A 24297-nucleotide genomic window follows, 5' to 3' on the forward strand; every position below is an offset into this window, starting at 1 on the left:
AAAGGATTTTTTGGTTAGTTTACTGTAACACTGCCAACCATCCAAGGATGAACCATGCAAAAGTAATCATAACTGCCTGAATCATTAAAGGTAAATGCATATTCTGCACTTGCCATGACTAGACTGCTATCAAATACACCAGATGGACCATCTGCTGGACTGCCACCAGTAACTGTATGTGCTGCAGAGTCTATGTTAACCCAATTCACAGTATCTCCAGCATTTATTGTAATGTCTGCTGGTAAGTAACATGCATTAGATTCTTCACATCCTGGAACTGAAGTGCCTACTGGAATATCAACAGAATGTGTTGTTGGTCCTGCTGGTTTTTCCATAGCTTTTTCTTTTGGTTTTTCTTCAACCATCTTCATTTTTTCTTCAACTTTTACAGTCTTTTCTACTGGTTTTTCCTGAGGTTTCTCCATCATCTTCTCTTCAACTTTTGGAGCTTCTTGCTTCACCTTATCTGCAATATCTGCAAATGGATCTGCTTGTGCTTTAGGCTCTACTGTTTTAGTTGCAACACTTGGAGTGGAGACTACAGGAGCGGCATCTTGTGCTGCACCCATTGAGAATGCAATACCTACGCCTACAGCTACTATTGCAATAGAAAATGCAATTGCTGCTTTGTCTATACCTGCCATAATTGATTCTAAGCCATGCCAATAATAAATAAATCTAATTACTATTCGGAATTTTTATGGCTTTGCCAAAGTCTGATCTGTTTCTGTCTTAACATCATGATCAAGTATCGTCTAATCAATTTATTCAAATAATCACAATAATTCTAAAATTTTCTTGTAAATCTCATATGATCACTCCAATTGTTCATTGGCTCTAGTCAATGATGTTGAACAATTACCTCTTTTATGAAAATGGGTTCTTATGATATGCATACGTTGCAATTGAGCTGTCACCAAGTAACATTGTGTTTTTGGTCTTAAGCTCCTTTGCTTTTTCTATATATTGTTAATAAACACCTGTTTTTTGTTTTATGTGACCTTATTTTTATTATCTTTCTTCTCAAAATTGATTTGAAGAAAGAATGAACAAATTGTTATTTTTACTCCCATTAATTGGAATTCCACTCCTTCTTATAATGACTAATCAAGAAGGAGAAAAGTATTCAGAACTTGAACTTACTGGTCAATCTGCAATTTTAAAAGTTGGGGAGGATTTTATTGAGCAGGCATCAAAAGAAAAATCCACAGAAGAACATACTCTAAATGAATTGAGAGAAATAACTGAAGAAGAAATCCGTATGGCGACAAAAATTCCTGATCTTAAAGAAGCTGAAAAGATATTTGAAAATGGAATGAAATTAAGTGATGATTATAATCAGATAAGTTTCAATTATTCTACAGAAAAAATTAGTGATGATGAATACTATTCTGAATTATTGAATTTTCAAATAAAATATCAGAAATACATGACTGCAATTGATTCTTACATTGGTGATAAAGATATATTGAATCTTAAACATTCGTTGATACTAGAATATGAAAAAATCACTCAAGATATCATTTCATTCAAAAATTCTGGAACAATAAATGAGGACTGGCAGTCACAATCAGAATATGACAAATACAAAGATTTTCTTCCATCTATGTTTCAACCATAAATATCATTTTCAAAAATAAAATTGATAAAAATAATAATCCGTCAATAACCAGACTAGTGTCCAACAAAAAAGAGTTTTTTGTTGTTTTTTTAGTTTTGACTCGTTACTATTTTTTATCTGTATATACAAACTATGAAATTTGTTAAATGATATTGCGTGTTTTTTTTGAACTAGCTGATTTCTAGATGGTTTAATGGCTTAACTAAATTATGGCATTAATTAAAAAAAGTGATTCTAATTACCTGTTACACCCATTTCTTGAATTTCTAATTGTAGCTATTTCTTTAATTGCAATTTTAGTGCCATTACGAATTTTTGCTAAGATAATTTTTATTGATGAGTGGATAGGAGCAATTGGAATTATTACAGCGGTATTTGGATTGATGCTTTATCTATCAAAAAAAGAAAAATTAGGAATTTTTGGCAAAATGTTCATTCGCCAAATCACTAAAAATCATAAAGGAAAGCGAAAATGGATAATTTATTCTCAAACAGGCTTGTTTTTATCAATTGGGATTATGACTATTTTTTGCATTCATGCTGGAAATACTGAATATCTTATTTTAAAAGAACAAGTAATTAGTGAATTTGAAAACCAAGGAATACTAATTGGCTCTGAATTAAACTTTGATGCGATAAATCAAATATCCTCTCAAGTTACTCCTGAAGAACAAGTTGGTGCAATTGCTGCATTACCTATGCTGACAATACAAAATTTTGAAATTTTCTCTGTGGTTTTGGCAGTTACTGACCAATTGATGGGAGGCTGGGTCTTGTATTTTTGGCAAATTATGGTAATAGAAACTATAGAGGTTACAATATTCCTGGCTATTACTAGAAAATTTATTTTTAAAAATAATTTAAATATTAAATAATTTTGACTTTAATTTTATGTATTATTATCTTGCTTTCTTTTTTAATGCATCTTTATAATCTTGATATGCGTTATCTTTAGTAATTTTTGCAGCATCAAAAATTATTTTTGTTGCGTCTATATCATCTTGAACCCCTGAACTTTTAGCTGATTTATAATTCTCTTTAGCAGTCTTCCAAACTGCAAATGCTGCTTTGTAAGCTACAAAAGCTTCCTTTTTTTCTTCAATTACTTCTTTCTTATTTCCTTCATTATCATAGTCTTCACTTTTTGTTTCAGCTGATTCTCTTGCTGCTTTATTTCTAGGATCTGTATTGTGATGACCTTCTACAACTGATATGGTTTGTGCTAAAAGTAATACTGTCATTAAAACAATGGTTGGTAATATTATTTTTTTACTCACATTAATTTTTATCTTTTAGAAAATATTATCTAGTGTTTGTTTGTTTTAATCAGTCAATTTACCTTAAGTTATTTTTCAAAATCCGCATGTTGTAGAAATTAAACAGACAGGTTGTTTTTAAATCGTTACAATTTAATTATTTATGTCTGTGATTAATTGCAATTGCTGTGATCTTGTATTTGATTCTGAATCAAAATATTATGCTCATTACATAGGTATTCATAAAAGCACTTCACCTTCTGTAAAGAAAATTTTGATTTTAGGAGGGGGATTTGGTGGGATTAATGTATTAAATAAAATTGAAAAAAAGTTCCAAAATGAATCCATTGAAATTACTATTGTGTCTGATGAAAATTTCTTTCTTTTTACCCCCATGTTGCCTCAAGTAGCCTCAGGATTGCTACATCCAAGTAATATCACAATACCTGTTAGGTATTTCTGCAAAAAGGCAAAATTCCTACATGCGTCAATTGATTCAATTGATTTGGAGCAACAATTAGTTACCATTCAAAGATCATTTGATAATAAAGTCAGAACTTTAGAATATGATTACCTGGTGTTGGCATTAGGTGGTCAAACAAATTTTTTCAATAATAAGAATCTTGAAAAACACTCTTTCACAATGAAAACTATAACTGATGCAATTGCAATTAAAAATCATTTAATTGTAATGTTGGAACATGCTGCACAAACAGGAAATTATGAATTACAAAGAACATTGTTGACATTTGTAGTTGTAGGTGCAGGATTTGCAGGAGTTGAAACAGTAAGTGAAATTAATCAGTTTATAAAAAAATCAATTTCTAAATCATACCCAACAATTAATCCAAAAAATGTTAACGTCATTTTAATTTCTGCAAAAGATCGAATTTTACCAGAGCTAAATGAAAAATTATCTGAAAAAGCTACAGAATTTATTGAAAAAGATAGGATAATGATAATAAAAAATACTAAAGCCGTTGATGCTGATGAGGAGAATGTTCAATTAAGCAATGGTGGTAAATTGTCTTGTGCCACGCTGATTTGGACTGGTGGAACAAAGATGGATAGAGTGATTTCTGATTTAAACTGTGAACATGGTCTTGGTGGAAGGATCATCGTTGATGGATCATTGAGGATGAAAAATAAAGAGAATGTCTTTGTATTAGGTGATTGTGCACTGATTAAAGATGATTCTTTGAATTCATACTATCCATCTACTGCACAACATGCAATAAGAGAAGGAAAAACTGTGGCTGAGAATTTATTACTCACATTTAAGAAACAAAACAAATTAAAAAAATTCACATTTCATAGTTTGGGAATCATGGCAATAATTGGCGAAAGAGTTGGAATAGCTACAATTGCTGGTAAAAATATCACTGGAATTCCTGCATGGCTTATTTGGAGGGCATATTATATATCAAAAATACCCACATTTGGCAAAAAATTAAAAATCTGCGTTGATTGGCTTACTGATAGTATTCTGGCAAGAGATGTTACTCTTGTTGGCTCTATAAAGAAAAAAGAAATTCACTCAATCCATATTAATGAAAATATGCCATCAATTAAGGAACAATTGATGTCAAACAACTAGGTTATCTAAAAATTACACACAAAGAATTCTCATTAGAAATTATATGATAAGAATAATTTTTTAAGCATGTTTTGAATATTTTCTCAAAAAATTTTCCCAAAAATTTGGTTCCATTATCCCCTGATTTATGAATAACTTTAAAATTATTTCTCCCTGTTTTTTGTATATATTCAAATGTACCAAAATTTGAATCCTGAAAAAACTTTTCACAAATTTTAGCAATCTCATCTACATTTTTTGAACTAGTCAATATTGTTTTTGTATTAATTATTTTAATTACAATATCGTTAATTGCTTTTTCTACTGTTTCATTAATAATGTTGTTAATTGAATGTTTTTCAAAATTTATTTCATCTTTGTAATTAACTGATTTATTAAAATTATCAAAAAGTTCATTCCTACTTATTTCATCAGGCACACTTTTGTTAAATTTGAAATCTAAATTCTTTTGCAATAAAATATTTCTCAAAGAAATCTAGTATTATCATATGTGTGTCTTTTTTATACAAACGTCATCTCTTATCTTGTACATTTTTGTATTAATCATCAATTATGTTTTAGAATAAAATCATTTCACTAGCAATACAGGAACTGGTGATTTTTGTGATACTTCAAGTGACACACTGCCTAACATTAATTTTCTATCAGAACCATTTCCTCTTGTACCCATAATCACAAGATCTGCCTTTGTAGAATAAATATAAGACATTACAGTTTGAGTGATTGAGGATGAAGCTGCCACAAAAGTTCTACATGTAACACCGGATTCTTCTGAAATCTCTTTTAATTTTTTGTGTTTTAATTTAATTTCGTTTAATTTCTCCCTTTCTATTATGGTCTGATGTGCATTATAATCCAAAAATGAAATTGATAAATGATCGCTATGGTAAACTGACAAAATAATTATTTCTGTTTTATGATTAAAGTTTAGATTTATTGCATGCCAAAATGCTCTGTCTGACATTTTTGAATTGTCAAATGGCACCAAAATTTTTTTAAAAAGTATCTTTGAAAATTTTTCAGATTGTGGTGAATAAACTTGCATGCTTTTTATCAGTAAGCAAATTTTAAAGCAAGTTGTATGATTAAATTAAACAGAATATTGTATCAAATTTTATTCTAATTTATCGTGAAGCTTTTTCATAATCTCCAGATATGTGCTAATTTGAGCATGTGTGGGCTCGAGTTCTTTTAGATTTTTTATATCTACATTGAGCTTGGCTAATTCATCGTATGTTGTTGTGTCTTCAATTACATTCAAAAGTTTTTGGAGTCCAAACGGTTTCTGAAGAAGTTCTACAATTTGCTTCAAAGTCTTAATTGATTCTTTTAATGTGTCCTCGACATATGCTGAGGCAAACAAAATTCTCTGATTTGGGCATTTAGCCAAAATTTCTGATGCCACTTGCATACCGTTTTTTCCTGATAGCTGATAATCTAAAATTACAATATCGTATGGGGTAGATTCTGAATTGGAATCAAAATTACTAAAATATGTTTTTAGCCCTGACTCACCATTCATTTCTAATGTCACAGTATGATTATTAGATTCCAGAAAAATCTTGTATTCTTCTAATAAATCAATTTCATCTTCAACAATTAGAATTTTCATATTCTTAATCCTCTATCTATTATTTATAATCTATGTTGAAATAATTGGCTTTGTATTATTTGAAACATCCTCTACTGCTTTCATAATTTGGTTAATTTTAAATGGCTTGAAAATTACTGCATCCACATTACACTCTTTTAATTTTTTATCTGTTTCTTGAGTTAAATCTGCTGTAACCATGATTATCTTTGCATCCTTGAATTTTTCCCTCAATTTCGTAATGAGATAAAATCCGTCATACTCTGGCATCCAAAGATCTGAAAAAATTATGTCTGGCTGTTTCTCCTCAAATAATTTAATCCCATCTAATCCATTGTATGCTTTGCCAAGTACATCTATGTTTTGCAATGAAAGAAATTCTGAAAACACTTCTACTGTATCAAAATCATCATCTACGATAACTGCACTAGTCATACTTTTTTTACAATTTTTCTATATCAAAAGGAATTGTTCTGAATTTTTGAACAAACAAATACGTCTGTTTAATATAAACAACCAGTAATTCAAGTTCGTTTTAATTTACACATAATGTTGTTAGAAATTACTAGTCATTCTCAGTTTAGAATTGGAATATGTATATCTATGATAATTTTGTTGTTGGGTGTTGTTTCAATTTATACTATAAAAACAATGGATGATATTAATCAGAATTATAATTTTATTTTAGATTACAATAAAAAAATATCCAATTTTGATGATATTAAAGTAAAATATGAACGACAGATGACGATATTTGAAAGTTTAAAATCTGAAGAAAACTTAATGGGTGTTGGTACATTTTGGATATATAATACTGAAATTAAAAATAAAATTTATGATTTTAATAGATTAATACTTGATAATCATCACATTGATGAAATTTTAGTTGATGAAAAATCATCTGAACTTGAAAATACTATTAATTTGTACTATAATTTACACTTAGAATATGAAAATAGCGCATCTAATGCATTATCGTATTTTTATGATGGAAATTTTGGTGGATTTTTACTAGAATATGAGAACTTGAAATATTTGCAATTTGAACTACTTGAGAAACTTGAAGACATAGAGCAAATGCTTGAGATAATCCCAATATATTCAAAATTATCTGTAGATGCTATTATTACAGATTTTCAGATTTTGCAATGGACTATGATTATTTTAGTAGGGGCCGTAACCTCTATGCTGGTATTTTTTCTTAATCAGACAAATAAAAATCTCAAAAATGAAATAAAGGAACAAACAAAAAACCTCCAAAAATTAAATGAAAAACTAAAAAAAGTAGATAAGAAAAGGGAGGAGTTCATTTCAATTGCATCCCATGAACTAAAAGGTCCAATTCAACCCATTTTTGGATTTGTAGAACTTGCAAAAACAGGCATAATTTCAAAACAAGAAGCCCTGGAAGGAATATCTAATATTGCTCTGAATTTAGAAAATATCGCCAATAATGTACTTGATCTCACAAAAATTGAAAACGATGAATTGGAATTACATTTAGAGAAAAATAATATCAATGATATTGTTTCTGAAGTTCTGGATTCTGAGCATTATAACCCTGATAGAAAAGTTCCAATTAAGACAAGATTAGATCTGGATGTTGTCATGAATCTTGATAAAACCAGAATTAAACAGGTCTTAAGAAATATCATAGATAACTGTATTAAATTCACAGAAACTGGGGATATAACCATCCAAACAAATCTTCTGAAAGATAAAAAAACTCTCAAACTATTCATAACTGATTCTGGCCCTGAAATTCCCGATGATGTTCTACCAAAAATTTTCAAAAAATTTGTAACTAAAGGCAATTACAAAGTTTCAGGTTTTGGACTAGGCTTGTATATATCTAAAAAAATTATTGATGCTCATAATGGAAAAATTTCTGCATATAATAAAAATGGACACCCTGTTTTTGAAATTGCATTACCTATTTTTGATTTTGATCTTAATTGGAAAAATTCAGTTGTAGATGACATTGAAAAAACTTTAAAAAATAATTAAATCTAAAAAATTCTTTTCTAAATTTATACTAATTCTAGAATTTTTGAGAGTTGGAATGGTTTTTGAAGAAATAAAATCTTGTCTTTTAATTTTGAAAAATTTCTTTCAGTTGATAATGCATATGCTGATGCAAGAATAATTTTTTGTTTTGGGTTCAAAGATAAAATATCTGATGCTACTTCTGCCCCATTTCTTTGTGGCATAGAATGGTCTAAAATCAATACATCATATTTACTTTCTTTTGAAACATCATTCATACTATCGATGTATTTCTTAATACAATCATCTCCATCTTTTGCAATTTCAACTTCATGATTCCCACTTTGAAGTATTTTTTCATATTGCATCGCAGTGAATCTATTGTCTTCTGCTACTAGAATTCGTTTTACCATATTTTTTCAGTTAAATTAAGGTTAATCACACATTGTCTGTTCAAATAAAACACGAAAAAATGATTTTTGCTTTGATACAGTTCGTTCAATTGTCACACATTATATAATATTATACAAATACTCATGATTATTTTCATGAGGTTTGATAACTCTGATGATTTTGATGGATTTGAATATGATTCTAAAAAAGAAGCGCAATTGTTAGAAAAATTTAATGATTATGCAAATCTAGAAAAAAAGATTTCAAAACGAGCATTTCTTGAAGTTTCTGATGAATCAAAACCTGGAAAGTTTGGAAAAAAATTCATTATCTCTGCAATGATACAGGGAGCAATTGTTACTGGATTGACAATAGCACTTTTTCTAAATCAACTTTTTGTGTTCAATGGAAATCCACAAAATATGTTTGAATTTGCATTTACTGATAATTTGGGAATTTTCTTTTTTGGATTTGTTCTTCAAATTGGATTGACTGCTGGGTTGGCCACTATTGGAATATTCTATAATCATATTGAAACAAATCTGCATAGCGGATTTAGTAAATTTAATACTCTGGTATCTTGGATTCATCTATTTGGAACAAATGTATTTGGAAGCATAATTACAATATCTTTAATTTTTGCAGGAATTGCCACTAGTCCATTATATCAAACTGAATTAAGCTATTTACTATCATCTATCCCATCTCTAGTTTACATTTCTGCAATTAGTCTTGCCATAGTTCTAGGTATTGGTATTCTTGGAACATTATTTTTATTTATGAAAAAAAATTCTGATGATTAGGATAATGCACAGATGGGTAGAATACTTACCCAAATATCAAATGGATTGATGTTGTCAATATCATTGATGGGGAAAAATGCATCATCATCACAATTGATTTCTTTTTTTGGCTGATTTCCAAGATCATCACTAAACATTAGGGCTAGTTCAGTTGTCCAAGAAGGGACTTGAGCGGTTTTTGGTTGTAATTCCTTCTTTTCATTATAATCGTCAAGAAGAATTTGTGCGATTCCATTCCCATCAAATTCTCCTGTAACTCCTAAATTCTTCAATAGTCCTGCAATCATATCTGTGTCAAAATCTTCACGCTGAGGAATATTTGTTATTCCTTGAATTACCTCTAAAATCAATTCATCATTTACAGAATCATTATCCGCAATCACTTCTTCAATAATTGGTGTAAGGCTTCTATGTTCATAATCATACATTACAGAAGAGACTGAATTAGATAATGGATTTGTAACATAAATGATATTTGAGGTTGGAGACGCAATCATAGATTGTGGTGAGTCCAATACAGAAATTGTTTGAATTTTTCTTGAGTTCTCATCTAGTATGTATAGTTCATTTGAATGCTCATTGGAAATTATAGTTATTCCGTTTTTTTGATTTGTTGTCATTTGCCATGCTCCAGACATAATGGGTATTTCATAAATTATTTGATTATTTTGAATATCAATTACTGTAATTTCATTAGAATCCCAACTGGACACATAAATGACATTACTCTTTTCATTAATTGATAAACCCCAAGGTTTTACTCCTGGATTTATTTCATAAATTAGACTATCTGTTTTTCCATCAATTACATTAATTGCTTCTGAAGTGCCACTTGCAACATACACTTTATTCGTATTTTGATTTATGGCAATTGACCAGGGACTAGAATTTACAGATATTGACTTAATTACTTTAAAATTATCTTTATCCAATACAATTATTTCATTTTTAATCAAGTCTGAAATGTACAACTTGTTGTTGTTCTCATTTATTGCAATGTCCCACAATGACTCTCCAATTTTCTTTGAATTGATAACTTTGCCCTCAACGCCATCAATTATTGAAAGTGTGCCCGATATTTTATCTGTGACATATATCAAATGTTGATTTTTATCAACAGCAATTCTGGTGGGATTTGAATTATTTTCATTAATACTTATTGTATCCTTGATGATCATATTGGTTGCATCAATTACCGAAATTGTCCCTGATTCATAATTTGGGACATACAGATTATTCAAAAATGGATCAAAATCTATGTCTCGTGGAAAATCGCCAACTAATACTGAATCTTGACTAGCATACACATTTCCTGAAAAAGTGGTAATCCCAAATACCAATACTAGAATTGCTATCGCCCCACTATGTTTGAAATTCATGCATAAATTACAGCAAATTAGACTATAGGGAATCCGGAACTATTTCTTAAAATATACTTCCATTTTGGTAGAAAATCGTGTAAATGGTATGTGTTTTTTTATCCACAGATCATTATATTTTGCAGGATTTAACAAATCATCTGAGTTTGTTATTTTGTTCTTAATACTTTGTTGAATACTAATCCGACATTTCCTCTCTCAAATGGTTTTATTATGTAATCTCTAGCACCTGATTTCATTGCATCTTGAACAATGTGTTTTTGTTCAACAGATGTCACCATTATCACACGTGCATTTGGATTTACTTTCATAATTCCTTTTAATGCTTGAATTCCATCAGCTTTTGGCATGTTAACATCCATTGTAACTAAATCTGGTTTATGATTGATAAATTGGCGAACAGCTTCGACCCCATCTGGTGCTTCTACAATATCTGTTGCAAGTCCATTTGATTTTAAAATATCTTTTAAAACAGTTCTCATAAATGAAGCATCATCTGCAATTAAGACTTTAATTCCATTTCCCAATTTAATAATCTCCTGTAGATATGTGGTGAATCATTATACTTATTCTGTTTAGCAATCTCATATATTATCTTCATACTTGTATTAATATCTCAGAGTTTGTTTAGGAAATACAAACATGAAACAATATTCCAATTAAAGTGGTGGGGGAATAAATTTAATTTATTGAGTGAGGTATTTTTTGATAAATTCTTTCTTTGGGATCTAGTATTTCGAAGAATTCCTTTCCCTTAGTTCCAATCATTGATTCATCTTGTCCAAGAACTAAAATCCCTCCATCCATTAATGATTCTGAAAACTTTTTGTAAATACATTCTTGAGAGTTTTTATCATAGTATATCAAAACATTTCTACAGAAAATAATATCAAACATTTGTCCTGTAGTTTTCATCAAATCCATCTCCTCATATTGAATTTTGTTTCTGATGTTAAGTTTAACTTGGTAGTATTCCTCTGAAATTTTTTCAAAATATCTATTAATTTTGAGATTACTCACATTCACTAAATTTGCATTTCGATATACAGCTTTTTCTGCACGAATTAATGCATGGTTGTTTATATCGTTAGCATAAATTCTATAATCTTTCCCAGTTCCTTTCAACAATTCATGTAGCATTATGGAAATACTATGTGGCTCTTCACCTGAAGCACTGCCACAACTCCAAACTTTAATTCTAGAGAACTTTGATTTTTCAATTAACTTGGGGATGGTCTCCTTTTCTAATTTCTCCCAGACTTGAGGATCTCTAAAAAATTTTGTTACATTTATTGAAAATGATGAATATAGGGATTCTGCCTCATTACAATTACTTGATACTAATTCGAAATATTCTTTTAATTCAGATATATTTAGTATTCTCATTCTGTATTGTATTCGTCTTTCAAGAAAAACAGGTTTAAACTCTTGAATACTTTTACCTGTTTTTTTCTTAATCTCTGATATGATCTTTTCAATATAGTGACTTGTTTTGGATTCTATCAAGTTAATTTTCTCCAATATTTTTTTTCAAAGATTGATTTTTAGAATTGGATTCAACTTCTGTCTTTTTTAAATTAAAATCTCCTATCAGTTCGTCAATAGAATTGTTTTTACCGCCTAACAAATTTGTATTTGATGGGTTTTCATATTTTGGAACTTTTAAATTCTGATCTCTAAACGAAATTAGTTTTTTTGCATGTTCGGGATGTTGTATGATTATCATGTGAAGTTCAATATCTGTGACAGCGCCTGACAAACTTACATCTGTAACTATTACATCTTTGAGATTGCTATTGACATCGTTTGCTGGTTCTTTGATTAATTCTTTTAATCTCCCTTCTTTGAATGATGGAGTTGAAAGATCAATACGATACCCCGTATTTTCAGACAATGCATTGAAGAACGAACCTGTTAAAATATTTGCAACTTCTTGTAATGCTGACATTCCCATTTCATCTAATTTATTGATTTTTGTACCTAGTAGTTTTGATGCAATATTAATCGCATGATTCAATTTTATTGTGTAGAGTAATTCAATGTGGAGATCACCTTTACCATTTAATCTTACTGAGCACATTTTTATTTCATCTGATGAAAATGAAATTTTATTTTTAGAGTTATCGTTATTATATTGGATTGAAATCTTATGATTGATTGACTCGTTAAGAAGTGTGGATAGTGCACTGCATGTTTTATTTGTAATATATTCTTCTATAGTTCCTACCAATGTTTGAATTTCATTATTTTTTAATTTCATTTTTAATCACCTAATTAATTAACGCTGAAGGATCAATCACTAAAGCTACATCTCCATCAGGAAGTATTGTTGCATTTGAAAATAAATCTGATGATTCATTTCCATCTAATTTTTTTATGACAATTTCTTGATTTCTTTCAAAACCATCTACTAAAAACCCGTATTTTTTATTATTGTTTTCAATTACTATGACGGTTAATTCTTTATTCTCACTATAGCGGGTTTTCTGTATTTCCAAAAGATCATTAAGACGGATTAATGGTATAATACTATCTTCAAAATTAATGAATTCTGTTCCATGTACTACGTCTACCTCTTCATTTTTTATTTTCAATGTAGAAATTATGCTGGAAAGGGGAATTGCAAATCTTTCTCCAGATATGATTACCAGAAGTCCTCGTATTATCGAAAGATTTAGTGGTAGCGATAAAACTATTTTTGTGCCTATATCTTTTTCACTAGTAATTTTTACTGTTCCATTCACCTCTTCTATTTGAGATATTACGACATCCATCCCTACCCCACGCCCTGAAATGTCTGTTACTTCCTTTGCAGTAGATAATCCTGGTGCTCCAATTAATTGCATTGCGTCTTGTTCTGAAATTTTATCTGCCTCTTCTTGAGTGATTATCCCGTTATCTACTGCTTTTTCTTTTACTCTGTTTACATCAATTCCTTTTCCATCATCCTCTATGGTGATTAGAATATTTTCTCCTTTTCTTGATACTGTAATACTTATGTTGCCTGTCTCTGATTTGCCAAGTCTGATTCTATCTTCAGAAGATTCTATCCCGTGATCTACACAATTTCTTAAAATGTGCAATAGTGGATCCACCATTGCATCTAAAATACTTCTGTCTATCTCAATTCCTGAACTATCCATATTCAAATCTATGTTCTTTTGAAGTTTTTGTGATATATCGCGTACAGTCCTATTGCATCTATCATAAATTTGATTTATTGGAACTAGCCTAATTTTCATTGCCTGATATTGTAAATCTGTAATTAAACGTTCAATTTGAGTTGAAACTTGTTTTAATTCATTGTGATTTTTATTTTTTATTGTTTGTTGAAGTTGCATTTTTGATGTTAATAATTCCCCTACTAAATCCACTATGGAATCAAGATCTGACATTTTGACTCTAATTGTTGAGGATGAAATTTTTTTACTGTTTTTTTGAAATGGCATGTTTTTAATTTCTTCTTCAGGTGATTGCAATTTTTCTAAATAAGGTGTTAAATCTACTTTTAATTCTTCATCCATGATCATTTGCTGTAATAGATCAATACAAACAAAAAGTGCACTGGAAAGATCATGTGTTAGATGTTTTTCACCTTTTCTAATTTCATCAAAAATATTTTCAATATTTTTACATAGTTCACTTGTATCATTATAGGACATAGTTGATGCCATTCCTTTAATGGTGTGAGCTGAGCGAAAAACTTGATCTAAATATGATCTATTTGTGGGATTGTCTTCTAGTTGTAATAATGTTTGATTTATCAGTTCAACATGTTCTGTTGCTTCTGAGACATACATCTCTCGGTAATTATTATCTGATAAGATTTTGCACCTCCTCGGAAATTTTTGAAGGGATCTTATCTAATCCAAGTATGAAATCAGCTGCATTTAGATCAATTACTGCCTTTGGCATTCCAAAAATTACGCTAGTTTCTTTATTTTGAACAATCGTGTGTCCGCCTCTTTTTTTAATTGATTTCATTCCAAATCCTCCATCGTGACCCATCCCAGTTAGAATTACTCCTACCAAGTTTGATCCATATACTTCAGATGCAGAAACCATTGTCATGTTCACAGATGGTCGTACACCAAATCTTTTTTCACTTGAATCTAAATGGATTTTTTTATCTGGTTGTACAATCATATGATAGTCCCCCGGGGCTAAAAGAATTTCATGATCTCTGATGATCTCTCCTTCCTTTGCTTCCCTTACTACAAATCCTGTGTTTTCAGATAATCTCTGTGCAAACTGTTTAGTGAATTCTTTTGGCATGTGTTGAACAAGTAGAATTCCTGCAGGAATTTCTTCTGGCAATTCAGATAATACTTTTTGAATTGTTCCTGGTCCTCCAGTTGATGAACCAATGACAATTAATCTTTCAGAGGCACCTGCACCTGAAATTCTTTTTTTGTTTGGCTTAAGAGAACAAATCTTATTTTTAATTAAATGAATTGGATCTGAATTTGAAGCAATTTTTATTTTTGACACTAAAGAATCCTGAAGTTCTTTATCATTTCCATTCTCTTGATTGATAGTTACAAAATCCACTGCGCCATTCTCTAATGCATCTAACACTAGTTTTGATCCATCCTGTGAAAAACTACTAACTATGATTGTTGGAATCAAAATACCTTTTTTTGTCATTTCATCAATGAATGTAAGTCCGTCCATTTTTGGCATTTCTAGATCTAATAGAATTACATCTGGTTTTTTTCGAAAAACTTTTGTTAACGCATTTTCCCCATCAGTTGCAGTTAGACTTACTTCTATTCCTTCAACTGAAATTAAATCTGAGATATATTTTCTCATTAGGTTCGAATCATTAATTATGCCAACTTTGATTGACTTTAGCTGTTGTTCTAACAAAGGGAATTATACTCCCATACAAATTTTAAATGAATTAACATGATGAGTAATCATAATTTTTAATTAAAAAAAGTAATAATAATATGATGTTTGTCTGAGCCGAACAGACTCTGATGCTGTTTTGTTAATTTTCTAAAATATCATTTTGAACTTCATGTGCTCTTATTAGTGATATTCGGAATTGATTATACAATATAGGGTTGTTGTCTTTTTTTGCTTTGATTTTTAATTCTATCAAATCCTTTACAATTCTTTGAATGTGCTCTTGTTCCCATTTTTTATCCCAAATTTTATTTTTTGACTTGATGTCTATTTTATCCCACATTGAATTAAGATCAGTTTGATAAGATATGTGCATGATACTACAATCTTATTTTTTTAATTAAAAATAATGGTAATATCTAAGAACTTTGAATTCCAATATGGAATAGATTCAAAATATGCATAAAACCCCTGTTTCTAACCATTAATTTTTTGATTTATTATTTCTTCAATTTCAGGAAGAATTTCATCCTTTTCAATATTTTTAATTTCTTCAGATGAGATATTATCAGTTTCTTTTGACTGCGATACTGGGTCTTTATTTTCGTTTTCCCCTATGAATTCAGGAATATCTAAAATAACATATAATTTCTCATTTACTTTTGCTATCCCTTTGATGTATTTTGTATCATTGAATGCTTCCAATGGAGCCGTCTCGATATCTTTTTTATTTAATCTTAATACCTCATTTACTTCATCTACTAAAAGACCTGTAAGTACATTTTTAGAATCTGCAACTAGAATTCTTTGTTTTGTGTGATTGGCATTGGTATTATTTGAAATCCCAATCTTACTGTTAACATCAATTACTGGAATAATTTTCCCTCTTAGATTCATGACTCCTTTAACAAATGATTTTGATTTTGGTATTTTGGTAATTGTGCCAACAGTCTTAATTTCTTTGACTTGCTGAATTGGAACTGCATAATTCCCATTTTTTTGATGATTCATTTATGGTAAATGTCACAACTTGCAGAATTTCATTTGAATTTTTTTCTTCAGACATTAAAAACCGCCTTCTTTTAATTTTTTAATTATTCCTCTGAAAAATGGATTTGGGTTTTTACCAGTCTCTATATCTTTACATGCTTCTTCAATACCTGTCATCTCCATTAATTCTGTAATGGGTGTTCCAATGCAAATGTAGCCTTTAATTTTTTTCTCTTCATCAAATATTGGACTAATTGTTGTTTTTAACCAATATGTGCTTTTATCGATAACTGTATTTCTTATGTAACCTTGGAAAACTTTTCCACTTGAAATCGTTTGCCATAAATTATCTAGTAGTTTTTTATCATGCCAATCTAATTTGAATATCTTGTGCATTTCTCCCTTTAATTCTTCTTTATCCATTTTTGTAATCTCTAAAAAGAAATTATTCATGTAATTACTTAATCCATCAATATCTGTAGTGGATATGATAGTTGACGAATCTATGACGTCTGTAATTTCAGCTAAAGTATTTGCTGAAGTGTTTGCATCTTTTAGAATTCTTGTTTCTCTATCTTGTGCCTGTGCAATATCTGAAAAGCTACTTAGATTTGTTTGGGCTACTGACAACACTTCTTCACTTGCAGCAGTTGCCTCTTCTGTACCGCTAGATACCTGTTCTGTAGCTGCTGAAATTTCTTGCATTTGAGCAACAACTTCCGTAATTGAAATTGAGATATTTTTTATTGATACTAGAATATTTGTGATTACTCCATAAGCATCTTGAACTACACTATTTCCTTTCTGAATACTATCTGTTGTTTTATCTGATGAATCTTTTAATGATGTTACAAGGTGTGATATGTCTTCAGCTCCTTTTTTAGAATTTTCAGCTAATCTTCTTACTTCATCTGCTACAACTGCAAATCCCCTGCCTACATCTCCTGCTCTAGCTGCCTCTATAGCTGCGTTAAGTGCTAACAGGTTTGTTTGTTCAGCAATTTGGGTGATAAATGCAGTCATGTTATCGACTTTGGCAAGTTCTAGTGTTAGTTTTTGAACATCTTTTGATGATTCAGAAACAATGGACTTCATACTGTCCATCTTACTCATACCCTTTTCGGCATCAGCACTAATGGTTTGAGTAATTTTTTCTGATTCTTTCATCATATTCATTGCTTTGTTTGCATTTACTGCAACTCCTTGAATTGCAGTTGCTATGGATTGCAATGACTGTGACACTTCTTCAATTCCACTGGTTTGACTTTTTGTTGCTGATTCTAATTCCATTACTGTATTACTAAGCTGTTCTGAAGCAATTACTGCTTCATCAAATGTCCTTAATACCTTTGATGTGATTTTTTCATCATCTGCTGAATCATTAAATGTTTGTTCTGTTCTTGTTAATTTTTTGTCAATAGCCTCAGTTGATTGTGATGTCATAACATCATATTGAAAATTTTCTAGTTAATGATTTGTCTGATCATAGAGGACAGATAATATTGAAAAAATCATTTCAAGAAAATCATTCTTATATTCCTGGGACTGGTGCTGTAAAGATTATACTATCTAAAAAGTCTGCCATGAATTCATTTATTGCAAACATTGAGATTCCTCCAACTACAAGTAATATGCCAATATGGAAAAAGACTGTTTTGTATAGTCCTCCTTGAATAATCTTTATTGCAAAACCACTAATTATTGATGTCATAATTAGCAAAACAGGCATAAGCATGCTCATGAGGACTGGATCAATTGGACTTAGCTCAAATGCGGCATTTGAAAGATCTCCTTCTGATAAATCATTGAATAATTCTGTAAGCTTATTCATTAATCCAAAGATTGATAGAGATAATACATGTAAAATTACTACAACTAATTGAAATGTGGATGCATTTTGAGCTCTTTTCCCTCTTAGTTCACTAATCTTTTTCGTAATATCTGCAACTACATTTCCTACCAGGTTCATATCTGCGCCTTTGTATATTGATGTTGAAACAATATCGTTTCCATTTGCGATAATATGGTGTCCAGCTTCAATTGAGAATAATTGGAAACATATGGTTTGGTCTATCCTATTTTTAATCCTATTTTTTAATCCGTCAATAAATTCTTGAATTGTTCCAAAATTACTCCTCATTACTGCCTGAAGCGCTTGTCCCATAGAGCCTACTGTGGATAGCAATTGACCAAAATGAAGAATAAATGTTGGATACCATTCTGTGTATGTGGCAATTTTAGATTCTTGTTTTTTTGCAATAATTCCTGGATATAACAATGGTATTCCTCCCAATCCTATTGCAAGAATTGGTGGCAACATATTTGTCAATAAAAGAACTGCTGAAACCCCAACTGTACCAAATATTCCTACATACATCTTCATTCTAAATTTTTTCTCAATTGCATCATCTGTATGAGCTAATACGTCTCTTGGAAACATAAAAAACATCATTGCTACAAATACTGCCATTCCTGCACCCGTCCCCATCATAGAAACTATGAGAATAGATTCTGAATCACCAAATCCCATTAACATACTCATAATTGAATTTGCAGAAATCATAAATGATGCAGTGGACATTAAAGTGTAAAACATTTCTGAAAATAATTTTTGTGTTTCAAGATTTGCCTCATATTTTATGGCATACGTCTGTAAGGAGTTTTTTAATTCATCTCTAAAAAATGTCTTCAAATCATCTCCTAATCTTACAACTTGAGATAATTTTACTAAAAGTAACTTCATAGGATCGTCTTTATTGTTTGAAACTTTTCTACCCATCATTTCACAAGCAGAAGCTAGTCCATATGACCAACCTACACCTAATCTATAGGTGTCTCGAAATGCCTGGGAATATTTTCCATATTTAGAATCCTTTCCAGTTTTAAAAAGCTCAACGGCTCCAATCTCTCCCGTTGAAATACAGTATAGTAAACCGATGAAATACACAAAATTTTCATCTACTTTACTACCTGTTGAAAACATATTTTTTACATCTTTTACTTTGTTGACCATCATTGCTCATCAAGCTCCTTTAGATATTCTTCTAATCCAATTTCATTACAATGTGAAATTGCATTAAACACATCATAATAATTGAAAATTTTCTTCTCCATCATTTTTTCTAGAATTTTTGATCTTAATTCTAATTCATCATATAATTTTCCTTCATCTTTCTTTTTCATACCTCTTTTTTCTAAAACTTTTGAAATGAATAAGGCACTACTTCCCTTTCCTTTGAATCTTACAGTATCTGTTCCTGCATCCCAATCAAATACAGGAATGAACATAACGTTACCATCATTTGATATTCCTAAAATTTCATTAATTGATAAAACACGACGAACTCTTTTTCCTTCGGGATTGAGAACTGCTCCTTGAAATAATGCTAGGTTTAGATTTTCCATGTAAGTCTTTGGAATGTTAATTGGATCGTTTGAGAGTCTTTGAATAAGGGGGACCATTCCTGCTGCGTGAAATGTTGCAATAACTGGGTGACCTGTCTGCATTGCTGCAAATGCTACGTTTCCTTCTGCACCTCTGATTTCTCCTACGAGAATATAGTTTGGTCTCTGTCTTAATGCTGCTTTTAGTAGATCATCCATTGTTACACTAGAAGCTGCATTCCCTGTGTTTCTTGTTGCTTCTGTAATCCAATTGTTGTGAGGTAAAGTTAATTCTGGCGTATCCTCAATTGTTACTACTTTCCAATTTGCAGGAATAAATGCAGTTAATCCCATTAAGGTTGTTGTTTTCCCTGATGCTGTCTCTCCATTTACAAAAAGACTCATTCCTGCTTCTAGCATCATCCACAAATAAGCAACTTCAGTAAAATTCATCACACCTGATGTTAGAACTTGAATAATTGATAATGGGGTACTTGCAAATTTACGTATTGTTGCATTTGTTCCTTTTCTACTGATATCTTTTCCAAACACTATGTTAATTCTGGAACCATCTGGTAATGTTGCATCTACAACTGGTTTTGCATGTGATATTGTTTTTCCAAATTGCTCCGATAAACTAATAATCAACTCATCAATTGCATCCACACTAAGAAAAACAGGTACCTTCAAAGTTCCAAATGCTTTATGAATAATGTACATGTTTCCTGCACCAATAATGGAAATATCTTCAAGGTTAGGATCATTTAGGAATGGATCCAAAAGGCCCGTGCCTGCACGTTTTTGTAGAAAATGATATTTTAAATCATTCATTTTTTTTGATTCAACTGGAAAATTCTTGACTGTAAAAGGATCTCCTAATTTAGAATAATCCACAGGTGATGATGATGCTACTAACGTTTTACTGAGATATGTGTCAACCATATTGAATCTCTCTGTGATCTCTACTGGTGGATCTAACCCTCCAGCTTTTGCAGCAAATACTTTGTCTGCAAATTCCATTAATTCTCTTTCCGGCTCATCAGGTTCAATTATAACATATTCGTTATACCCGTCATCAGAAGTAGTGTGTGGATTTATGTGGATGAATGTATCTTCTGCTACTGAATAAATTAAATTTGGTTCCTTCAGCTTTTTATGTTCTGCCTTTAATTCTTCTGAGAAAAGAGGTAGTGGATTCCCTTTGCCTTGGTATGTTTCCAGATAGTTTTTTAGATATGGTTTTTCCTTTATTTTTGCAACAAACTCAGCATCATTAATTTTTGATAAGTCAAAAACCATTTTCTCACCTATGCGTTAGCCATTGATACAGGAACAATCTTTATGCCAAAAATCAAATCTACCTCAAATGCAAATCCTGCCTCAGGGGTATCTGCAGCACCTAATAGTTTTATGATTTTTAGAGTTTTAACTTCTCTATCTCCTACTACTACTGTTCCTAATTTAAGATATACATCTGCAGTTCCAATTACTGCCGTATTTGTAGCGTCTGAAAAATCTGATGAATGACTTGTAATAATTACTGTTTTACCCTTTGCAACAATTTCCTTACAAAATGAGAGAAAATCTAATATTGATTCATTTTTGGAATTATTGACCATCGGTGAAATTGAATCAATAACTACTCCATCCACCTTATCTATTTTTTCTAAAATAAACTGTTTAATTGCAGGTAAAATTCTCTCAGTGTTTTTCTCAGACCATTTTGCATTTTTGATGTACATTGGAACAAATATCAGTTGACTGCGAACAAAAGGTTTAGAAAAATTAAATGTGATTGATTTCATTTTTTGAATATGCTGTTTTACAGTATTCTCAATTACACAAAGTAGGCTTTTTTTTGTTGTTAATAATCCGTTCATGATCTGAGCTGATATGGCACTTTTACCTGTGCCATGAGCTCCTTCAATAAACACAAGTGATGGTGATGGAATGCCTCCACCGAACTGTCTGTCGATTTCTTCATTTCCAGTAGAAATAATATTACGCATAAGTACACCTCAAATTGAACACGATCAAACTATGAGAATTTTCTATTAAAGAAAATGTTTGACTTTTTTGAACAGAACTTAGACTAGTTTTGTTTCTTTTACTACTATCCCGTTATCTGTTGAAATAACTATAATCATTGTGGTGCCACTTTGTAGCAGTCTACTAATTGTACCCTCAATAATTATGGATTCTCCTTGATTGATAATTTTAGGATCTATCACATCGTTGCTAAATAGAGTGATACACCATTTTCCTACACCACAAACTTCTGCATATTCTAAACTTTCAGTATATGTTGTACCTGCACTATCATAGGTAATGATCATGTCAAATTTATCATATGCCCATAATTTCTCAATACCTGTGTTTGTAATATCTACTGTAAATGTAGATGCAGGTGCAGCTGTAATTATAGAATCTATTGTAAATGAAGTTTTTAGAATTTTATTTTCCAAATCTGATGTTTCAGTAGATGCATCAGAAAACAATGCAGCTTGATCTGTAAATCCTCCAAATGTAAAAATCACATATGTAATTCCGAACATGATGATTCCACCACTAATTGCATTACTTAGGCCCATTTGAAATCCTCTTAAGACACGGAGAATATGTGATCGTTTGACTCTCCATTTGATATTGTGAATTGAATCAAATATGATGTTGAAGTTTGTAATGCAGAATCATCTTGTAATTGGATTTGTATGGTTTCCCCTTGATTCCAAACTGAACTAGGATCTTTAGTTCCATTAAAACTCCACTGGGGATTTGAACCTGAAGAATATCCTACATAATTTACCGATGTAATCGGCCCGAAATACACATCAACTGAATCTAATTCTCGAATTGGAGTTAATCCTGTATTTTTTATCCAAGCCTTCACTGAAGTATTATTGATTTTACTTACGTGGATGATTTCAAACTTGCTTAACATTTTATCTTTCTGTGCTTCAGTATTTGCTGTGTAATATCCTTCAAATGTCCCGACTTTACTTACAACTATTCCTGTGATTAGCCCTGCAACCACTATTGATGCTATAATTAAAATCCCTTCACTAATCATTCCAGATGACATTATTTCACCTCATTTTCAATAGTTTTTGCCAACATTTTTTCCATATCTGATTTCTCTTCATTTTCATTGATGGGCTCATTTGAGTTATTTTTTTTATCGATAAATTGCTTTAATTGTTTTTCATCAATTGTAATGTTCAAAGTTTTGCAATGTACTTTTGTTAGCTCAAATACTTCTTCAGGGATAAAATCTCTTGATAACTCGTCTACTAATGATATGATATCTTCAGGCAATTCTGCATCTTGCACAACAGGTTCTTGCACAACAGGTTCTTGCACAACAGGTTCTTGCACAACAGGTTCTTGCACAACAGGTTCTTGCACAACAGGTTCTTGCACAACAGGTTCTTGCACAACAGGTTCTTGCACAACAGGTTCTTGCACAACAGGTTCTTGCACAACAGGTTCTTGCACAACAGGTTCTTGCACAACAGGTTCTTGCACAACAGGTTCTTGCACAACAGGTTCTTGTTTTTGTGAATTTGGTTTGATGTTATCTGGAGATTTTTCTGATTTTTGAACTAATGCATCCACATTAATCGTTTGAATATTTTCTTTAAATGGTGCATCTTCCTTCATAAAGTTGAGTGGATTATTCATATCTGTAGTCAATAATTTAATGTCTGTCAATGTAGTCTCAAAAGAATTTGAAAGAATTTCAACTTCTTCTTTAACGGTAGTTAGATCCTGTTTGAACTGATCAAAGTCTGTTTTTAGGGTCTGTATGTCATTTTCAATGGGTTCCATTTTTTCCATAATGATTAATTCTGTATCTGAATTATCTAGTGAAGAATCCGAATAATTATCTCCTTCATTTGTTTCTGCACCTGCCAGTAAAGCTTCAATTTCTGGATTTCCTCCAATACCTTCTTCAGGTTTATCTCCCTCTTCTGTTTTTGCTAGCATTGCATCAATCTCAGAATTTCCATTTTCTTTACCCTCTGCTTCTGTTTTTGCCAGTAAAGCTTCCATTTCGGATGTGCCTGAATTATTTTCTGAACCTGTTCCTGCTAATAGCGCATCAATCTCAGAATTTCCTGCAATCTCAGAATCTGCATCTTCAATTTGATTTTGAGTTTCGATCTCAGAATTTTTAGTATTTCCTTTCCCTTTAATAGAAATACTCTTCAATGAAATGTTTTTTAATGAAAAGTTTTTTAAATTAATTTTTTTAATATTTAGACCGACTACAACTACAACTAGTGGTACAACTAAAGTAAATAAAACATATTGTTCATCAAAAAGATATTCAGGAAACATTTCATATAATACAAGAAAATACATTGCAAATCCTGAAAAAATAATTAATTTTAAATTGCTTTCACTAATTTTTATTTTAGAAAAAATAGTTGATGGGAGGAGCAT

General features: G+C 30.8%; 26 protein-coding genes. 5 read left to right on the forward strand and 21 right to left on the reverse strand.

Annotated features, from left to right (window positions below):
• Nucleotides 1–14: 14 nt before the first annotated feature.
• Entirely contained in the window at nt 15–644 is a 630-nt protein-coding gene (locus NADRNF5_RS03805) for a plastocyanin/azurin family copper-binding protein (RefSeq protein ID WP_048115859.1), read from the reverse strand.
• Nucleotides 645–1099: 455 nt separating this feature from the next.
• Between NADRNF5_RS03805 and NADRNF5_RS03810 the strand changes: the two genes are divergently transcribed.
• On the forward strand, nt 1100–1621 hold the full coding sequence (locus tag NADRNF5_RS03810; protein ID WP_148313059.1) for a hypothetical protein: 522 nt from the start codon (nt 1100–1102) through the stop codon (nt 1619–1621).
• A 209-nt stretch (nt 1622–1830) separates the two neighbouring features.
• On the forward strand, nt 1831–2496 hold the full coding sequence (locus tag NADRNF5_RS03815; protein ID WP_048115862.1) for a hypothetical protein: 666 nt from the start codon (nt 1831–1833) through the stop codon (nt 2494–2496).
• 24 nt (nt 2497–2520) lie between these two features.
• Here the strand turns inward: NADRNF5_RS03815 and NADRNF5_RS03820 are convergent, their stop codons facing one another.
• Nucleotides 2521–2898, reverse strand: coding sequence for a hypothetical protein (locus NADRNF5_RS03820; protein WP_148313060.1), 378 nt, complete (start codon nt 2896–2898; stop codon nt 2521–2523).
• A 142-nt stretch (nt 2899–3040) separates the two neighbouring features.
• Between NADRNF5_RS03820 and NADRNF5_RS03825 the strand changes: the two genes are divergently transcribed.
• Nucleotides 3041–4474, forward strand: a complete 1434-nt coding sequence (locus NADRNF5_RS03825) for an NAD(P)/FAD-dependent oxidoreductase (RefSeq protein WP_082051979.1) — start codon at nt 3041–3043, stop codon at nt 4472–4474.
• A gap of 568 nt (nt 4475–5042) precedes the next feature.
• Here the strand turns inward: NADRNF5_RS03825 and NADRNF5_RS03835 are convergent.
• The 3 genes from NADRNF5_RS03835 to NADRNF5_RS03845 form a co-directional block, all read right to left on the reverse strand.
• Complete coding sequence (locus NADRNF5_RS03835; RefSeq protein WP_048115867.1) at nt 5043–5519, reverse strand: universal stress protein; 477 nt, start codon at nt 5517–5519, stop codon at nt 5043–5045.
• Between the two features lie 69 nt (nt 5520–5588).
• Nucleotides 5589–6086 (reverse strand): response regulator, encoded by a 498-nt coding sequence (locus NADRNF5_RS03840; RefSeq protein ID WP_048115869.1) that lies wholly within the window; start codon nt 6084–6086, stop codon nt 5589–5591.
• A gap of 30 nt (nt 6087–6116) precedes the next feature.
• Entirely contained in the window at nt 6117–6500 is a 384-nt protein-coding gene (locus tag NADRNF5_RS03845; protein WP_048115870.1) for a response regulator, read from the reverse strand.
• Nucleotides 6501–6614: 114 nt separating this feature from the next.
• Here NADRNF5_RS03845 and NADRNF5_RS03850 point away from each other — a divergent pair, with 114 nt between their 5' ends.
• Nucleotides 6615–8072, forward strand: a complete 1458-nt coding sequence (locus NADRNF5_RS03850; RefSeq protein ID WP_148313061.1) for a sensor histidine kinase — start codon at nt 6615–6617, stop codon at nt 8070–8072.
• 23 nt (nt 8073–8095) lie between these two features.
• Here the strand turns inward: NADRNF5_RS03850 and NADRNF5_RS03855 are convergent, their stop codons facing one another.
• Nucleotides 8096–8464, reverse strand: a complete 369-nt coding sequence (locus tag NADRNF5_RS03855; protein ID WP_048115871.1) for a response regulator — start codon at nt 8462–8464, stop codon at nt 8096–8098.
• A 135-nt stretch (nt 8465–8599) separates the two neighbouring features.
• Between NADRNF5_RS03855 and NADRNF5_RS03860 the strand changes: the two genes are divergently transcribed.
• Nucleotides 8600–9247, forward strand: a complete 648-nt coding sequence (locus tag NADRNF5_RS03860) for a hypothetical protein (RefSeq protein ID WP_048115872.1) — start codon at nt 8600–8602, stop codon at nt 9245–9247.
• Here the strand turns inward: NADRNF5_RS03860 and NADRNF5_RS03865 are convergent.
• From NADRNF5_RS03865 to NADRNF5_RS10675, 15 genes are all read right to left on the reverse strand, one after another.
• Nucleotides 9244–10626 carry a YncE family protein gene (locus NADRNF5_RS03865; RefSeq protein WP_148313062.1) on the reverse strand — a complete coding sequence of 461 codons (1383 nt, stop codon included), beginning with the start codon at nt 10624–10626 and terminating at the stop codon, nt 9244–9246. The genes NADRNF5_RS03860 and NADRNF5_RS03865 overlap by 4 nt on opposite strands.
• Nucleotides 10627–10775: 149 nt before the next feature.
• A complete protein-coding gene (locus NADRNF5_RS03870) occupies nt 10776–11153 on the reverse strand; it encodes a response regulator (protein WP_148313063.1) in 378 nt (125 codons plus the stop codon).
• 154 nt (nt 11154–11307) lie between these two features.
• Entirely contained in the window at nt 11308–12132 is an 825-nt protein-coding gene (locus tag NADRNF5_RS03875; RefSeq protein WP_048118956.1) for a CheR family methyltransferase, read from the reverse strand.
• A gap of 1 nt (nt 12133) precedes the next feature.
• Complete coding sequence (locus NADRNF5_RS03880; RefSeq protein WP_048115873.1) at nt 12134–12886, reverse strand: chemotaxis protein CheC; 753 nt, start codon at nt 12884–12886, stop codon at nt 12134–12136.
• 10 nt (nt 12887–12896) lie between these two features.
• The gene (locus NADRNF5_RS03885) at nt 12897–14426 is read right to left on the reverse strand and encodes a chemotaxis protein CheA (RefSeq protein ID WP_052661870.1); all 1530 of its coding nucleotides are present in this window, start codon (nt 14424–14426) and stop codon (nt 12897–12899) included.
• A gap of 13 nt (nt 14427–14439) precedes the next feature.
• A complete protein-coding gene (gene cheB / locus NADRNF5_RS03890; RefSeq protein WP_082051980.1) occupies nt 14440–15495 on the reverse strand; it encodes a chemotaxis-specific protein-glutamate methyltransferase CheB in 1056 nt (351 codons plus the stop codon).
• A gap of 124 nt (nt 15496–15619) precedes the next feature.
• Nucleotides 15620–15853 carry a hypothetical protein gene (locus NADRNF5_RS03895; protein ID WP_048115875.1) on the reverse strand — a complete coding sequence of 78 codons (234 nt, stop codon included), beginning with the start codon at nt 15851–15853 and terminating at the stop codon, nt 15620–15622.
• A 101-nt stretch (nt 15854–15954) separates the two neighbouring features.
• Nucleotides 15955–16488, reverse strand: a complete 534-nt coding sequence (locus NADRNF5_RS03900; RefSeq protein WP_237089331.1) for a chemotaxis protein CheW — start codon at nt 16486–16488, stop codon at nt 15955–15957.
• 54 nt (nt 16489–16542) lie between these two features.
• Entirely contained in the window at nt 16543–17910 is a 1368-nt protein-coding gene (locus tag NADRNF5_RS03905) for a methyl-accepting chemotaxis protein (RefSeq protein ID WP_048115876.1), read from the reverse strand.
• A gap of 88 nt (nt 17911–17998) precedes the next feature.
• On the reverse strand, nt 17999–19480 hold the full coding sequence (locus tag NADRNF5_RS03910; protein WP_237089332.1) for a flagellar assembly protein FlaJ: 1482 nt from the start codon (nt 19478–19480) through the stop codon (nt 17999–18001).
• Nucleotides 19480–21150, reverse strand: a complete 1671-nt coding sequence (locus NADRNF5_RS03915) for a type II/IV secretion system ATPase subunit (protein ID WP_048115878.1) — start codon at nt 21148–21150, stop codon at nt 19480–19482. The genes NADRNF5_RS03910 and NADRNF5_RS03915 overlap by 1 nt, the downstream gene beginning before the upstream one ends.
• Before the next feature lie 8 nt (nt 21151–21158).
• Complete coding sequence (locus NADRNF5_RS03920) at nt 21159–21860, reverse strand: DUF7125 family protein (protein WP_048115879.1); 702 nt, start codon at nt 21858–21860, stop codon at nt 21159–21161.
• 78 nt (nt 21861–21938) lie between these two features.
• Nucleotides 21939–22442 (reverse strand): hypothetical protein, encoded by a 504-nt coding sequence (locus NADRNF5_RS03925; RefSeq protein WP_048115880.1) that lies wholly within the window; start codon nt 22440–22442, stop codon nt 21939–21941.
• Nucleotides 22443–22453: 11 nt separating this feature from the next.
• On the reverse strand, nt 22454–22933 hold the full coding sequence (locus NADRNF5_RS03930) for a flagellin (RefSeq protein ID WP_048115881.1): 480 nt from the start codon (nt 22931–22933) through the stop codon (nt 22454–22456).
• Nucleotides 22933–24297, reverse strand: coding sequence for a hypothetical protein (locus NADRNF5_RS10675; RefSeq protein ID WP_052661871.1), 1365 nt, complete (start codon nt 24295–24297; stop codon nt 22933–22935). Before NADRNF5_RS10675 ends, NADRNF5_RS03930 begins: the two co-directional genes overlap by 1 nt.

Source organism: Nitrosopumilus adriaticus, assembly GCF_000956175.1.
Lineage (GTDB): Archaea > Thermoproteota > Nitrososphaeria > Nitrososphaerales > Nitrosopumilaceae > Nitrosopumilus > Nitrosopumilus adriaticus.

Excerpts from the sequence above, each read along its gene's own strand:
- NADRNF5_RS03910 (WP_237089332.1), bottom strand. The coding sequence starts at position 19,480 with ATGGTCAACAAAGTAAAAGATGTAAAAAATATGTTTTCAACAGGTAGT.
- NADRNF5_RS03810 (WP_148313059.1), top strand. The coding sequence starts at position 1,100 with ATGACTAATCAAGAAGGAGAAAAGTATTCAGAACTTGAACTTACTGGT.
- NADRNF5_RS03915 (WP_048115878.1), bottom strand. The coding sequence starts at position 21,150 with ATGGTTTTTGACTTATCAAAAATTAATGATGCTGAGTTTGTTGCAAAA.
- NADRNF5_RS03865 (WP_148313062.1), bottom strand. The coding sequence starts at position 10,626 with ATGAATTTCAAACATAGTGGGGCGATAGCAATTCTAGTATTGGTATTT.
- NADRNF5_RS03850 (WP_148313061.1), top strand. The coding sequence starts at position 6,615 with ATGTTGTTAGAAATTACTAGTCATTCTCAGTTTAGAATTGGAATATGT.
- NADRNF5_RS03925 (WP_048115880.1), bottom strand. The coding sequence starts at position 22,442 with ATGGGCCTAAGTAATGCAATTAGTGGTGGAATCATCATGTTCGGAATT.
- NADRNF5_RS10675 (WP_052661871.1), bottom strand. The coding sequence starts at position 24,297 with ATGCTCCTCCCATCAACTATTTTTTCTAAAATAAAAATTAGTGAAAGC.
- NADRNF5_RS03825 (WP_082051979.1), top strand. The coding sequence starts at position 3,041 with ATGTCTGTGATTAATTGCAATTGCTGTGATCTTGTATTTGATTCTGAA.
- NADRNF5_RS03920 (WP_048115879.1), bottom strand. The coding sequence starts at position 21,860 with ATGCGTAATATTATTTCTACTGGAAATGAAGAAATCGACAGACAGTTC.
- NADRNF5_RS03860 (WP_048115872.1), top strand. The coding sequence starts at position 8,600 with ATGAGGTTTGATAACTCTGATGATTTTGATGGATTTGAATATGATTCT.
- NADRNF5_RS03815 (WP_048115862.1), top strand. The coding sequence starts at position 1,831 with ATGGCATTAATTAAAAAAAGTGATTCTAATTACCTGTTACACCCATTT.
- NADRNF5_RS03885 (WP_052661870.1), bottom strand. The coding sequence starts at position 14,426 with ATGTATGTCTCAGAAGCAACAGAACATGTTGAACTGATAAATCAAACA.
- NADRNF5_RS03845 (WP_048115870.1), bottom strand. The coding sequence starts at position 6,500 with ATGACTAGTGCAGTTATCGTAGATGATGATTTTGATACAGTAGAAGTG.
- NADRNF5_RS03930 (WP_048115881.1), bottom strand. The coding sequence starts at position 22,933 with ATGTCATCTGGAATGATTAGTGAAGGGATTTTAATTATAGCATCAATA.
- NADRNF5_RS03895 (WP_048115875.1), bottom strand. The coding sequence starts at position 15,853 with ATGCACATATCTTATCAAACTGATCTTAATTCAATGTGGGATAAAATA.
- NADRNF5_RS03840 (WP_048115869.1), bottom strand. The coding sequence starts at position 6,086 with ATGAAAATTCTAATTGTTGAAGATGAAATTGATTTATTAGAAGAATAC.
- NADRNF5_RS03805 (WP_048115859.1), bottom strand. The coding sequence starts at position 644 with ATGGCAGGTATAGACAAAGCAGCAATTGCATTTTCTATTGCAATAGTA.
- NADRNF5_RS03855 (WP_048115871.1), bottom strand. The coding sequence starts at position 8,464 with ATGGTAAAACGAATTCTAGTAGCAGAAGACAATAGATTCACTGCGATG.
- NADRNF5_RS03835 (WP_048115867.1), bottom strand. The coding sequence starts at position 5,519 with ATGCAAGTTTATTCACCACAATCTGAAAAATTTTCAAAGATACTTTTT.
- NADRNF5_RS03905 (WP_048115876.1), bottom strand. The coding sequence starts at position 17,910 with ATGACATCACAATCAACTGAGGCTATTGACAAAAAATTAACAAGAACA.
- NADRNF5_RS03880 (WP_048115873.1), bottom strand. The coding sequence starts at position 12,886 with ATGAAATTAAAAAATAATGAAATTCAAACATTGGTAGGAACTATAGAA.
- NADRNF5_RS03900 (WP_237089331.1), bottom strand. The coding sequence starts at position 16,488 with ATGAATCATCAAAAAAATGGGAATTATGCAGTTCCAATTCAGCAAGTC.